Annotated in this window: 9 protein-coding genes and 1 pseudogene; 2 read left to right on the top strand and 8 right to left on the bottom strand. The window is 62.8% G+C overall.

The window, feature by feature from the left end; all coding sequences use genetic code 11:
- Positions 1-19 precede the first annotated feature (19 nt).
- On the top strand, positions 20-232 hold the full coding sequence (locus tag AB4N43_RS03765) for a hypothetical protein (RefSeq protein ID WP_027923416.1): 213 nt from the start codon (positions 20-22) through the stop codon (positions 230-232).
- Positions 229-486: a hypothetical protein gene (locus tag AB4N43_RS03760; protein WP_027923417.1), complete on the top strand. Its 258-nt coding sequence runs from the start codon at positions 229-231 to the stop codon at positions 484-486. Before AB4N43_RS03765 ends, AB4N43_RS03760 begins: the two co-directional genes overlap by 4 nt.
- A gap of 74 nt (positions 487-560) precedes the next feature.
- Here AB4N43_RS03760 and AB4N43_RS03755 read toward each other — a convergent pair whose 3' ends face one another.
- From AB4N43_RS03755 to AB4N43_RS03720, 8 genes and pseudogenes are all read right to left on the bottom strand, one after another.
- On the bottom strand, positions 561-1,157 hold the full coding sequence (locus AB4N43_RS03755; protein WP_027923418.1) for a glutathione S-transferase: 597 nt from the start codon (positions 1,155-1,157) through the stop codon (positions 561-563).
- Complete coding sequence (locus AB4N43_RS03750) at positions 1,154-4,795, bottom strand: AAA family ATPase (RefSeq protein WP_460153210.1); 3,642 nt, start codon at positions 4,793-4,795, stop codon at positions 1,154-1,156. Before AB4N43_RS03750 ends, AB4N43_RS03755 begins: the two co-directional genes overlap by 4 nt.
- Complete coding sequence (locus AB4N43_RS03745; RefSeq protein WP_460153208.1) at positions 4,792-6,036, bottom strand: exonuclease SbcCD subunit D C-terminal domain-containing protein; 1,245 nt, start codon at positions 6,034-6,036, stop codon at positions 4,792-4,794. The genes AB4N43_RS03750 and AB4N43_RS03745 overlap by 4 nt, the downstream gene beginning before the upstream one ends.
- 255 nt (positions 6,037-6,291) lie before the next feature.
- The gene (locus AB4N43_RS03740; RefSeq protein ID WP_027923421.1) at positions 6,292-7,932 is read right to left on the bottom strand and encodes a BatD family protein; all 1,641 of its coding nucleotides are present in this window, start codon (positions 7,930-7,932) and stop codon (positions 6,292-6,294) included.
- A 4-nt stretch (positions 7,933-7,936) separates the two neighbouring features.
- Positions 7,937-9,667, bottom strand: a pseudogene (locus tag AB4N43_RS03735) (tetratricopeptide repeat protein); the annotation flags it as partial.
- Entirely contained in the window at positions 9,664-10,743 is a 1,080-nt protein-coding gene (locus AB4N43_RS03730) for a vWA domain-containing protein (protein WP_027923423.1), read from the bottom strand. The pseudogene AB4N43_RS03735 and the gene AB4N43_RS03730, both read right to left, overlap by 4 nt.
- On the bottom strand, positions 10,736-11,230 hold the full coding sequence (locus tag AB4N43_RS03725; RefSeq protein ID WP_027923424.1) for a DUF4381 domain-containing protein: 495 nt from the start codon (positions 11,228-11,230) through the stop codon (positions 10,736-10,738). The genes AB4N43_RS03730 and AB4N43_RS03725 overlap by 8 nt, the downstream gene beginning before the upstream one ends.
- The gene (locus AB4N43_RS03720) at positions 11,227-12,171 is read right to left on the bottom strand and encodes a DUF58 domain-containing protein (protein WP_027923425.1); all 945 of its coding nucleotides are present in this window, start codon (positions 12,169-12,171) and stop codon (positions 11,227-11,229) included. Before AB4N43_RS03720 ends, AB4N43_RS03725 begins: the two co-directional genes overlap by 4 nt.
- Positions 12,172-12,173 lie beyond the last annotated feature (2 nt).

Below are 12,173 nucleotides of genomic sequence, written 5' to 3'. Positions count from 1 at the left end.
CATGCCCACGGAGAACACCATGGCCAGCTCAATCCTCACTTCTGCCAAACACGGCGCCTACCTGGCCATCGGTCTTTACGTCGCAATGGTGCTGGTGGTCAGCCTTTCGGCTCAATCGCAACACTCCGTAGACGCGCCGATTCAGGTCGCTTATCCCGCTATCCAGTTCGAACACCGCGCTCAAGACGTCGTGGTCGATCACGCAGAACTGGCGGGAGTGGTCGGGGCATGAAAGGGCGCAAACTCTGGGTAATCGCCTTTCTGGCGTTCATGACCAACGGCGCTTCGTTGCTGGGCATCGGGCAGGGCTCGGCCGGTTCCGTGGCCCGGTCGATAGAAGCCAATCACAACCTTGCACGCAACATTGAAACGCAGAAGGCGATGGGGCTGTTGGCGGGTAATCCACCGATCAAGCGCCAGGTCGATTTTTTCGGGCCATTCCAGGTGGATTGCTCGGTGTTGCAGATGTGTGAAGTGCTTGCCTGAATCGCCTGCCCGGCACGCACTTTGTAGCAGCCGGACGCAGGCTTCGCCAGCGACTACGGGGATCGGGGGTGTGCTTACTTCTTCATCACACCGGTAAACAGGTCCGACTCCAGAAACCGCTGCAACCAGTTCTGCAACCGCGCATAAGGCGTCTGCGCGAACCACTCGCGATCCACGTGGGCGAACTGCCGAACGAACGGCATCAACGCTACATCCGCCAGGCTTGGATGTGCTGCCAGCAAGTATTCGCGCCCCTGCAACCCTTCATCAAGCTGACGCAAAAACACCTCACCTTGCGCCCGATAAACCTCCATCGGCTGCTCGGGATAACGTTCGGCGTACTTGTAGTGATTCAAATGCACCTTGAACACTTGATCGTTTGTTTCGATCAGGGCGGCGATCTGCGCCTGCCCGGCGGGATCATCCTTGAGCAACCAGTCCTGCGGATCGTTGTGCGCCAACGCCCAGTGCATGATCGCCAGGCTTTCATCAATCACCCGGCCATCAGCGTTCAGCACCGGCACCGTGCCTTTGCTCGACAGGGCGAGCATCTCGGCGGGTTTGGCCTTGAGGCTGACCTCGACGATATCAACCGCGACCCCTGAGTAGCGCAGGGCCATGCGCGCACGCATGGCGTACGGGCAGCGGCGGAACGAATACAGCGTATTCATTTCACCTCCAGCGTACTCAGGCCGTTGCCCTGGCGATGAACCTGAATCTGCACCGGAATCCGTTCATGCATTTCCTGCACGTGGGAAATCACTGCGACTTTACGACCCTGAGCCTGCAAGCCATCGAGCGCGTCCATGGCCAGTTGCAGGGATTCCGGATCGAGGCTGCCGAAGCCTTCGTCGATGAACAGTGATTCGATTTTCAGCGTGCTCGAGGCCATCGACGCCAGGCCCAAGGCCAACGCCAGCGACACCAGGAACGTCTCGCCGCCGGACAACGAATGCACCGAGCGCAGTTCATCGCCCATCTCGGTGTCCATCACCAACAATCCGAGCATGCTGCCGCCGCGCTTCAACCGATAACGGCGCACCAGTTGGCGCAGTTGCACGTTGGCGTGATGCACCAGCAGGTCGAGGTTGTAGGCCTGGGCGATCTTGCGGAAGGTGTCGCCGGTGGCCGAGCCGATCAGGGCACTCAAACGCGCCCAGCGCTGATACTCGGTGTAGGCATCGGCAATCTGCTGTGCCAGCGCCTGATTGGCGTTTTGCCGACGCTGATCTTCGGCCTGTTCGGCGCGCAGCTCGGCGCAGCGGTGTTCGCTGGCGGCAAACAGGTTTTGCAGTTCGGCAAGCGCGCTAGCCAGTTGTTCGGCGTCGAGGTTGCCGTTGTGCTGCGCTTGATGGTTGAGCAGGCGCTTGTCGCGCTCCTGCAACAAAACCTTGGCCTGTTCGATGGCTTTTTCGCTGTGCTGCAATTGCTGGCGCAGTTCGCTGACCTGTTGGTCGTCGACGCTCAGCAACGCTTCCAGACCACCGTCATCCAGCTCCGGATGCAGCGCGCGCCAATCAGCAATCTTGCTGTTCAACTCGCGGTCTTCGGCTTCCAGTGCCAACGAGCGTTCCTGCAGGGCCTTGAGTTCGGCTGCCAATTGCACCAGGCGCGTGCGCACGGTTTGCAGTTCCTGATTGGCGGTCGATTCTGCGGTGCGTGCCTGTTCGACCGCTTGATCGAGTTGCTGCTGCCATTGCTCGGCACTGGCGTGTGCGCCCAACAATTGCGTCAGGGTCTGCTGACAGGCTTGCTGTTGCTCGGCGAGGGTATCGAACTGCTGCTTGGCAACTTCCAGTTGCTGAAGGCGCGTCTGCTGGCGGTCCTGTTCTTTCTCCAGCGTCTGCTGGCGTTGCAGCTGTTCGCTGAGTTCATCGCGTTGCTGGTCGAGTTGCTCCAGGCGCTGAGCAATCTGCCGGTCGAGTTGCATGAACGTCGCGGCGGGTTCGTTGCGCAAAGCCTTCAGCGTCTCGCTCGGGAGCAAGGTGCTGAACGCCGTCAGTTCTTCATCCAGACGCTGGCGATCGCTGCTCAACTCGCGTTGCTGAGTGCTCAAGTGCTGCGCTGCTTGCTGGCTTGCGGTTTCGGCGCTGCGCAGTTGATGCTGAAGGCGTGCGGCGTCCTGTTGCAAGGTGAGCAGGGCGGTTTGCCGCTGTTCGTCCTGGGTGATGCTCTGGTTCAACTGATGGTTTTGCTGTGTCAGCCAGGCATCGCGTTTGTTCATGTCCTGCGCCAGCAATTGCGCCGACAAGGGATGCGCGTCGAGGCTTGGCGTCAAGGCTTGTTGCTGGGTGGCGAGCTGCTCTTGCTGCTGTAACAGCTCTTTTTGCTGAGCGATCAAGCCACCGACTTCGCCGCGCAAGTCAGTGAGCTTTTCCTTCAGTTGGTCGACGACTTTCTGCGCGTTGGCCTGCTCGCTTTCATCATGACGACCGAGGCTTTGCAGCAGCGCTTCCGGCTGATGATAGGGATGGTCGGGGCTGCCACAAACCGGGCACGGTTGATCGTCCTGCAACTGCTCACGCAATTCTTCGACGCTGGCGCTGCGGGCCAGACGCTGACGCTCCAGCAGTTCGCGGGTGACGGTCAGGGTCTGTTCGGCGACCGTCAGTTCGTTCCTGGTTTTTACCCCGTCCTGGGTCAGCCGATCCCGTTCTTGCTGAGCGGTCGACTGGCGTTGTTGAAGCTCCGCGCCACGGCTGTCCAGTTCCCGCTGCTGGGTCCATAGTCGTGTCAGCTCTTCGAAGGCTCGCAGTTGCTTGCGGTTGTCCTGCAACAGATTGCCGAGTAACTGGATCTGTTCAGCCACGGCCTCGGGCTCGGCGCCTGCCTCTTTGTAGAGCACTTCCAGCTGCTGCTTTTGCACGGCGAATGCTTGTGCTGCGCGTGTGGCGCTGTGCTCAAGGTCGGCCATTTCGGCCTGGCCCTTGTTCAGCCGATTGCCGATCAACATCAGCTGTTGAAGGCGATCGCGATAGGCATTCCACGCCTCGCTGAGCGGCGCCAGAGCGGCGCTTTGTTCAAGCTCGCCGGCGATGCGTTGCAGGCGTTCGGCGACGAGTTTCTGTTGGTCCAGCAAACCTTGAATCGTGTTCTGACCCTGAGTGCAGGCCAACTCGGCTTGCTGCTTGAGATCGGCGCTGAGGCTCGTGTCCTTGACCAGACGGGCGAGGGTGCTTTGCGCTTCAAAGGCCTGGCGCAGCAACGGCGCACTGTAGGTGTGCTGATGTTGCGCTTCGGTCAGTGCGGTGTGGGCGCTGCTCAGGCTCTGCTCGAGTTGCGTCTGGCGCTGCGTCAGTTCCTGTTGCTGTTGCGTGTGGTGCTGAATTTGTTCGGCCAACGGAGTGAGCTGGCCGGTGAGTTCGGTTTTGCGAGCGAATTGATGCCGTTGCGGGGCCAATTGCTCCAGGCGGGTCAGTTTCAGGCGTTCGCCGTCCTGGCTTTCCCAATGCTGCTGCGCGCCGCTCAATTGCTCCGTGGCGCTCAGTTGTTCGTCCTGCAACTGGCGCAGGTCTTTGAGCCAGGTGTGTTGCAGCTCAAGCTGCTTGAGCTGCGCCTGCTGTGTCTTCAGTTGTTGGTGTGCTTCATTGAAGCGTTCATCCAGTTCGGCGCGGGCTTCGGGCGCCAGCGGCGTCACGCCGGTGGCCTGGTCTTGCAACAGCTTGTGCGCTTCACGCGCTTCTTTGGTCTTGTCGAACGCACGGCGACCGAGCCGGGTGTACAGCGCGGTGTCGGTGAGCTTTTCCAGCAGTTCGCTGCGTTCGTTGTCGTTGGCCTTGAGAAAGGCACTGAACTCGCTCTGGGCGAGCAACACGGCGCGGGTGAACTGCTCGAAATTGAGGCCCAATACGGATTCGAGCTGGGTTTTGAACTCGACTTTCTGGCTCGCCAGCAGTTGATCCTGATCGATGTCGCGCAAGCTCTGGCGACTGGCTTGCAACTTGCCGCCAGCCTTTTCCCGGGCGCGATTGGCTTCCCAGCGCGCGCGGTAGCGGCGACCGTCGATGCCGACGAAATCCACTTCGGCATAGCCTTCGCCGGTGCCGCGACGCAGCAGCGTGCGCGGGTCGCCGGTGCTGATTTCGCCATCGGCATCCGGCGCTTTTGCGGACACCTGGGCATTGCTCAGACGCGGCACAGCGCCAAACAGGGCCAGGCACAAAGCATCGAGCAAGGTGCTTTTACCGGCACCGGTCGGCCCTGTAATCGCGAACAAACCGGCGCTGGCCAAGGGTTCGGCGGTGAAGTCGATCTCAAACGGACCGGCCAGGGAGGCGAGGTTCTTCAGGCGGATCGCGAGGATCTTCATGGTTGTTCGCGCTCCATCTGCACGTCTTGCAGCAACTCGGCAAAATCCTTCAGCGTTTGCTCATCGACCTCACTGCCGTAGCTGTCCTGCCAGGCGCGACTGAACAATTCCTGAGGTGTGAGCTGGTCCAGTTCCACCAGCGTGGTGCCGTCGTCGACACCATCGCGGCTGCCATTGCCGGCGTATTCGGCGGCGATGCGCACCAGACGCACGGCTTTGCCCTGCAGGGCGGTTTCAACCTGATGACGCAGGTCGGGTTGTGGTTCGTCGAGTCGCACCCGGACTTCCAGCCACGGTTGGCGCTGGATGTCGGCCAGCAAATCGATGTTGGGCAGGTCCGCCAGTTGCAGGAGGATCTCTGTCAGCGGCGCCGGGCCGATGCGTTGCAGGTTCACTGCCCGTGGTATCAGTTTGGGTTCGACGCTGACCAGGGTTTCGCCGTCGAGGGTGACGTCGAGAATCTGATGCTGATAACCGATCTCGGAGAACGACAGCGGAATCGGCGAGCCGCTATAGCGGATGCGCTCTTCGCCGTTGACCTTCTGCGGCTTGTGCAAATGACCAAGGGCGACGTAGCTGATGCTGGGGCCGAACAGGCTGGCGGGCAAGGCCTCGGCGTTACCGATGATCAGGCTGCGCTCGGAATCTTCAGACACCGAACCGCCGGCCATGTGCGCGTGGCTGATGGCGATCAATGCCTGGCCAGGTGTGCGCTTGGCGTTGGCCGCTTCGATCAGCCATTCGTGAACCTGGCCAATCCCGCGCAGATAATTGTCGCCCAGCTGCGCGCCGGTGACTTCGGCAGGGCGCAGGAACGGCAGCGCCAGGCACCAGGCGGCAACCTCACCGCGCGCATCCGGTAACGGTAGCAACAGGCGTTCAGCATCCAGTTGACCGTCATCCAGCCACAACACGCGGCCGAGCGCATGGGTGCGCAGACGTCGCATCAAGGGCGCGGGCAGTTCGATTCGTGAGCCGGAATCGTGGTTGCCGGCGATCATTACGATGGTCAGCAACGGCTGCTGCTCGTGGGCGCTGACGATGAAATCGTAGAGGCGTTCCTGGGCTTTGACCGGCGGGTTGACCGTGTCGAAGATGTCGCCGGCGATCAGCAGCACATCGGGCTGGTCCAGCTTCAGCTGGCGCAACAGCCACTCGAGAAAACAGGCGTGCTCGAAATCGCGTTCCTGGCCGTGCAGATTCTGCCCAAGGTGCCAGTCGGAGGTGTGGAACAGACGCAAGGCGGACTCCGTTGTAAATAAGGTGATGGCCGCGTGGGGAATGAAGGCGGCTAAAGGGGAGGGAGTTTACTGGCAAACACCCCCGATGTGGCCAGCGACACCAAAACCCCGTAGCAGTTGGCGAAGCCTGCGTCCGGCTGCGCAGCAGTCGTAAAATCGGCACAGGCGGTATTTCAGATAGACCGCGTCAGCAGGATTTACGACTGCCTCGCAGCCGGACGCAGCCTCGCGCTGCTCGTCAGCTGCTTCAGAGGGTTATTTGGGGTAAAGGGGAGGCAGGCCGCTATCACCCACCGGGTCCTGGATCCGTTCGGCAATCGGGATGGCCTTGATCGCGCGCCACAGTTCTTCGCCTTGCCAGTGCTGGCCGGTTTCGCTGTAGAGTGCGCCGTTCAAACCGTCCAGCGCATCGGACAAGGGCACGAAGCGGGCGGCCATGTCGGCCAGGGTTTCCGGTTGTTGCCGCGCCCAGGCGTCGAGCGCCTGGCGGGTGGCGTGTGGATCGTTCGCCAGGCAGGCGCGCTTGAGGTCATCCAGTACGGTGCGCGGGCTTGGGCCGGTCTGCGTGGCACGCAGGATCGCCGGTTGCCAGCGCGCTCGCCACCAGAGGCCGAAGCCGAGCAGGGTGGTGCAGGCCAGGATCAGCGTGCTGAGTTTCCAGCGCCACAGGGTTTCGCTGTCCGCGGCGGAACCGACCTGAGGCATCCCGGTTGGTGTATCGACCTGCATGCTCGGATTATTCGCGACCTGCAGGGTGCGCGCCGGCAGGCTGCTGCGTTCCAGATGATCTTCGAAGGTGTTCCACCAGACCACGTCCACCGCCGGCAACTCGATGGCACCGCTGCGCGCAGGCACCAGGGCCTCACGGTCTTCACGACTGCCGATCAGGCCGCGTTCGCTGTTCTGGTTGCCCAGTACCGGTTGATCCGGGTAGCGCCGCAAGCCGTTGACGTCGGTGGCCGGCAGCGGTGGCAGTTGCGAACTGGCCAGGCCTTCAACCTTGAGGATCAGGCTGCGGGTCAGCGAGTCGCCGACCTGCGCGTGGTCCGGTTCCGGATTCCAGCTTTCGCTCAGGGTTACGCTGCGGGCCGGCAACCAGGGCAGATCGGCAGGGTAGGTGATCGGTTTGGCCTTGACCGTCAGCAACATTTGCGTGGAGCTGACGCGCATCAGCTTGCCGGACTTCGGCACTTGGGCGGCGGCGTCCTGCGCCGGCTGGGTGTCGACCAGTGTGGCGCTGAAGATCTGCGCCGGAATCGCCAATTCGCCACTGTGTTGCGGATAAATCGCGTAGCGCATTTCGATCACGCCATGGCGCAGACCGTTGATGACTTTCTCGTAGGTACGCGACTCGCCCAGCGGTTCGATGCGCGCATCGGGCACCTGCAACGGGGTCAGGCTGCTGTCGTCGTACAGCGACACCGAATGGTAGATGCGCAAAGTCAGGATCGCCTGGGCCTGCACGTACACACTGCTCTGGTCGAGGCTGGCGTCGATGAACACCGGGGCGAGTTTGGTCGCGGTGTTCTGGTCTTCGCTCTCGACCACTTGCAGCGTGATCGACTGGCTCTGCGCCTCGCCCAGTTGCAACGGCGGAATGGTCACGCTGCCGTTTTCCTTGGGCAGCAAGGTAATGATCCAGCGCGTGGTCGCGCGGTTGTCGCCACTGAGGGTGTTCAACTGGTTGACCTGTCGGGTGCCGCGCACTTCGAACAGCGGCTCCAGCGGGTTCAGGTCCGGCTTGCCGAACTGGGTGACGTCGCTGGATTCAAGGGTCAGCTCGACCGTCTCGCCGGAGTTCAGGCGACTGCGATCAACGCTGGCAACCAGCCCCTCTGCCTGTGCCTGAACGGCACAGCACAGCAGGGCGAGCATGAAGAGGGTGAAGCGGGTCATCGAGTTTTTCCTGATCCTGATGTTGTTGCTGTTCGTACCAGAATTTGCGCCGGAGCAGTTCACCCGGATCATCCGGGATCTTGCGCAACCATTGCTCCAGTGCTTGAAGCTGTTCGCCTTCGATCGTGTCGCTGGTCGGGCGCGGTGGCGGCCGGGTGCTTTGCTCGTCGCCCAACTCGCTGCCCGGCACTTCATTGGCGCCCGGTTTCGGTGGCGAGGTGGCCTGTTGTTCGGCGTCCGGTGTGGTCTGTTGGACGCCGGTCTGCGGTTCACCTTCGCTCGTCGGTTGCGTGGCTGCGCCGGGCTGCGATTCTTGCGCGGCGGACGGTGCCTTGTTGTCGTCAGGCGTTTGGGGCTCTACCGGCGGCGGGGTGTTTTTCTGTTTGAGCAGACTCTCCACGAACGCTTTGTTGGTCAGGGCCGGGCGCAGATCCGGTTGCAATTCCAGCGCCTGTTCGTACGCATCCAGCGCAGCTTCCAGCTCACCGCTTTTGGCCAGGGCATTGCCTCGATTGTAGTGGGCGTGGGCGTCACTGCCTTGGGCAAACCGCTGGGCGGCGCCACTGTAGTCGCCGGCTTCATACAGCGCCACGCCTTGCCATTGCGGGTCCTGGAAATACTGCGCAGCCCTGGCCGGATGGTCTTGCCTGAGCAAGTGCAGGCCCCGTTGATCGGGGCGCAGCCACAAGTCTTCGAAGTCGAAGGCATAACTCGGTTGTGGCAGCGCCAACAGCAACGGCAGGCAGAACAGCCAGCCGCGCCGCCCGGCACACGCCGCCAGCAGCAACAGCGGCAGCAACAGCCAGTAACCCTGGTCGGCCCAGGTATCGAGACGCAACAGTTGTCCGTCATCGCGTAGCATGCGCGGGCCATCCAGCAGGCCCAGCGCACGCAGGTCGGCCTCGTCCAGTTGCGCCTGGCGATAGCGTCCGCCGAGATCATGGGCAAAAGCTTTAAGGCTTGAGTTGTCCAGGCGCGGCACCAGAATGGCGCCCTCGCTGTCCTTGAGGAAGCTGCCATCCTCCTGAGCCACCGGCGCCCCCTCGGCGGTGCCGATGCCCAGCATCAGGAATTCGGTTGAGTGACCGTCCAGAGCCTTATGGATGCCTTCGCGTTCCTGTTCGGTCAGGGTTGAACCGATCAGCAGGATCCGGCCATCGCCCAGGGCGCCCTGGCTCAGCAACGCAAGGGCCTTGCTCACCGCGAGGTCGGCGCGATGGCCGGCCTCGGGCATCAGCGACGGTTTCAGCGCATCCAGCAGGTTGCGGCTGGTCGACAGGTCATCCGACAGCGGCACCAACGTGTGAGCGCTGCCGGCGTAGACGACGATGGCCGTCTGGGCGTCGCTGCGCACCTCAAGCAGATCAAGGAGCTTGCGCCGCGCCTGCTCCAACCGGTTCGGTGTCACGTCGGTGGCGAGCATTTCCGGGGTCAGTTCAAGCACCACCACCAGCGGGTCGGCGGGCTTCTGACTGTTTTGTTCGACCCGTTGCCAACTCGGGCCGAGCAGCGCCAGCACGGTCAACACCCAGGCCAGGCCAAGCACGACCCACGGCAGTTTGCTGTCGCGTCCATTGCCACCGCTGAGCAGTGCGGCGTGAAAGGCCGGCGGCAGAATCATCTGCCAGCGCCCGGCACGCTTTTGCCGGTGCCAGAGTTGCCACAGCAGCCAGCCGAGTACCGGCAACAGCAAGAGCCACCACGGACGGAACCAGAACGGCCAGAGCGCGCTCATCGGCGTCTCCGCAGGCGCAGGCGTTTGAGGCGCTGGCGCCAGTCAGGCAGGGGTGATTGCAAGAACAGATCCTTGGTGAACAGGCGTTGCAACGGGTTGTGTGGCCAGCGCTCGCGCACCACTAACAGCATGCTCAGCAGCAGCGCCATGGCCAGCGGCCAGTGATACAACGCCTGCGCCGGGCGGGCCTGGGTCGGTTGTTGCGTTACGGGCTCGAGTTGGTCGAGGGTGTCCTTGATAATCTGCAGTTCGTTGCCGTCATGGGCGCGGAAGTACTGACCGCCAGTGGCTTCGGCGATGGCTTTCAGGGCCGGCTCATCGAGGTCCAGGCTCGGGTTCACGCCCAAAAAGCCCAGCGTGCCGCTTTCTTCCGGGTTGGCGCCAATGCCGATGGGGTAGATTTTTACCCCTTCGCTGGCCGCCAGTCGCGCGGCGGTCAATGGGTCGATTTCACCGCCGTTGTTGGCGCCGTCCGTCACTAGAATCAACACGCGGCTCTGTGCCGGGCGCAGGCGCAGGCGTTTAAGGGCCAGGCCGATGGCATCGCCGATGGCGGTGTTCTTGCCGGCGATGCCGATCCGCGCTTCGTCGAGCCACACGCGCACGGTGTGTCGGTCAAAGGTCAGCGGCGCTTGCAGATAGGCCTGGCTGCCGAACAGGATCAGGCCGACCCGATCGCCATCGCGGCTTTCCAGGAAATCACCGAGCAAATGCTGCACCAGGCTCAAGCGGCTGACGTCCTCGTCCTGCCACTGCATGTCGGGGAAATCCATCGAGCCGGACACGTCCACCGCCACCAGCAAGTCGCGGCCACTGGCGGCAATCGGCAGCGGCTCACCCAGCCATTGCGGACGTGCGGCGGCGATCAGCAGCAACAGCCACAGCAGCATGAACGGTGCCTGCTGACGCCAGGCCGGCAGGTTCGCCCGGGCGCGGCGGCGGGCCAGGCCTTCGAGGTCATTGAGGAAGCTGACTTTGAGGGCCGGCTCGCCGCTGTCGGCCACTGGCAGCAAGACGCGCATCAGCCACGGCAAGGGCAGCAAGGCAAAGATCCACGGCCAGGCGAACTCAAACATGTTTGCGAATCCAGGTGTCGACGGCTTGGGTCAGGCCGGCAATGGCCTTGTCGTCGAGTTTGCATTCGGGTTTGTAGGCGCCTTCCACCAGCACCATCCAGCGGGTCAGACCGGCCGCCGGGCAGCGGTTGTCGAGAAAGGCCAGCCATTTGCGCCCGTTGAGGGTGTGGCTCTGGCTGTAGGGGTAGTGGTTGCGGCACAGGCGTTTGAGCAAGCCATTGAGCTGCTGCAGCCAGGCACCGGCCGGCGCGCCGTCGTAGGGCTTGGGCATTTGCGCCAGTTCGGCCAGCGCGGCGAGACGCACCGGGTCCAGCGGTTGTTCGGCGCGAACGATGGGACGTTTGCGCACGACCAAGTGGCGCATCCGCCACAGACCAAATCCGATCAGCGGCAGCACTGACAGCAACAGCCACCAGCCCGGCGCGGGCGGCCAGAATTCGATGGGCGGCGGGCTAATCAGCGGTTGCAGTTGATCGAGGCTGCTCATCGACCTTTCCCCGGTTTCTGTGGGTTCAGAAATTCGCGCAGTTGTTCGACCATCTCGCTCTGGGTGCTCAACGGCATCAGCAACACGCGCAGCTTCTGGGCGAGCAATTCCCAGCGGGCGATGCGTGCTTCGGCCTGGGCGCGATAGGTCTGGCGCAGGTCGAAATTCAGGGTGTCGAGTTCCAGTTGCGCGCCGCGTTCGGCGAATCGCAGCAAACCGGCGGCGGGCAGGGCGTGATCCAGCGGATCGGAGAGGGGTAGCAGCAACAGGTCGCAATGGCGCGACAGCAGGCTCAGTTGTTGCTCCGAACCCTCGGTCAAGGCGCGCTCGTCGCAGATCACGATCACCAGGCTGCCGGGGCGCAACACTTCCCGCGCCCGACGCAGGGCCAGGTTGAGGGAGTCGCGGTTCTGCTCGGTTTCGGTGTGCAGCGATTGATTGACCCGCACCAGCCGGTTGAGCAATTGCAGGAGGCTCTGTTTGCTGCGCCGCGGCTTGATTTCGTAATGCTCGTTGTCACCGAACACCAACCCGCCCACCCGGTCGTTATGACCCAGCGCGGCCCAGCCAATCAGGCTGGCAGCCTGAGCGGCGAGCACCGATTTGAACATCAGGCCCGAACCGAAAAACAACCGGCAACTTTGCTCGACCATGATGAAAATCGGCCGTTCGCGTTCTTCATGGAATAGTTTGGTGTGGGGCTCCTGGGTGCGCGCAGTCACGCGCCAGTCGATGGTGCGCACATCGTCGCCGGCCTGATACACCCGCACCTGGTCGAAGTCCACCCCGCGCCCGCGAAATTTCGAGTGGTGCAGGCCGATCAGCGGGCTGCGCTGGCTCGGCGTGGAAAATAACTGCACTTCCCGCACGCGATGGCGCATGTCGATCAGCTCGGCGAGGCTGACACGGATGCCCGGCTCGGGCGGCAGTAGGGCGTTCATCG

It is taken from the genome of Pseudomonas sp. S2_B07 (genome assembly GCF_054668435.1).
The sequence above is the reverse complement of the archived record's forward strand: the minus strand, read 5'-3'. Positions and strand labels throughout refer to the sequence as shown.

Coding starts and splice junctions, on each gene's coding strand:
- AB4N43_RS03765 (WP_027923416.1), top strand. CDS start 20: ATGGCCAGCTCAATCCTCACTTCTGCCAAACACGGCGCCTACCTGGCC.
- AB4N43_RS03750 (WP_460153210.1), bottom strand. CDS start 4,795: ATGAAGATCCTCGCGATCCGCCTGAAGAACCTCGCCTCCCTGGCCGGT.
- AB4N43_RS03720 (WP_027923425.1), bottom strand. CDS start 12,171: ATGAACGCCCTACTGCCGCCCGAGCCGGGCATCCGTGTCAGCCTCGCC.
- AB4N43_RS03760 (WP_027923417.1), top strand. CDS start 229: ATGAAAGGGCGCAAACTCTGGGTAATCGCCTTTCTGGCGTTCATGACC.
- AB4N43_RS03755 (WP_027923418.1), bottom strand. CDS start 1,157: ATGAATACGCTGTATTCGTTCCGCCGCTGCCCGTACGCCATGCGTGCG.
- AB4N43_RS03740 (WP_027923421.1), bottom strand. CDS start 7,932: ATGACCCGCTTCACCCTCTTCATGCTCGCCCTGCTGTGCTGTGCCGTT.
- AB4N43_RS03730 (WP_027923423.1), bottom strand. CDS start 10,743: ATGTTTGAGTTCGCCTGGCCGTGGATCTTTGCCTTGCTGCCCTTGCCG.
- AB4N43_RS03725 (WP_027923424.1), bottom strand. CDS start 11,230: ATGAGCAGCCTCGATCAACTGCAACCGCTGATTAGCCCGCCGCCCATC.